This is a genomic window from Vibrio sp. 2134-1, from assembly GCF_033339495.1.
This window is the reverse complement of record NZ_JAWOUS010000859.1, coordinates 1-541: the sequence shown is the minus strand read 5'-3', so window position 1 is coordinate 541 and position 541 is coordinate 1. Positions and strand designations below refer to the sequence as shown.

The following is a 541-nucleotide window of genomic DNA, read 5'->3' as shown; positions in this document are numbered from 1 at the left end:
GTAAATTACCACCTTCTAAAGAAGGTGGCTTTGTGTGAGCCCCCTAAAAGGGGGCCTTTGTTTAGTCCAGCGCCAATTGCTGCTGCTCTACTCGCTCTTGCTTCTCTTGATGTCTTACATATCGGCGTATTATTTCTTCATTGATTCCAACACTATCGACAAAATAGCCTCTTTGCCAAAAGTGATTACCCCAAAGCCTGTTCTTCCTAAGGTGAGGAAACTTGCTAAATAGCTTTAAGGCTATTTTGCCTTTCAATACCCCCATCAACTTGGATATCGAAAGCTTTGGTGGGACCTTTACAACTAAATGTACGTGGTCAACTTGTACGTTTAGCTCTACGACTTCACATCCAAGTTGATTACAGTAAACATAAATACATCGATAAACTTCTTTACCTATATTGTTCTTCAAGATCCTAAATCGATACTTTGGCGTCCACACTATATGGTATTGACAACGCCAAAATACGTGGGAAGCTTGATTGTATCTACTCATGTTATTTGTCCTCTTTGACTTCTGGAAAAATCAAAGACGCATTTA

1 protein-coding gene is annotated in these 541 nt (G+C 39.7%); it reads right to left on the bottom strand.

The window, feature by feature from the left end; all coding sequences use genetic code 11:
• Positions 1-61: 61 nt before the first annotated feature.
• A complete protein-coding gene (gene tnpA, locus R7R78_RS28940; RefSeq protein WP_017633711.1) occupies positions 62-496 on the bottom strand; it encodes an IS200/IS605 family transposase in 435 nt (144 codons plus the stop codon).
• Positions 497-541: the final 45 nt, after the last annotated feature.

What these genes read in the sequence shown, in the direction of transcription:
- tnpA (WP_017633711.1), bottom strand. Translation starts at nt 496, where the DNA reads ATGAGTAGATACAATCAAGCTTCCCACGTATTTTGGCGTTGTCAATAC.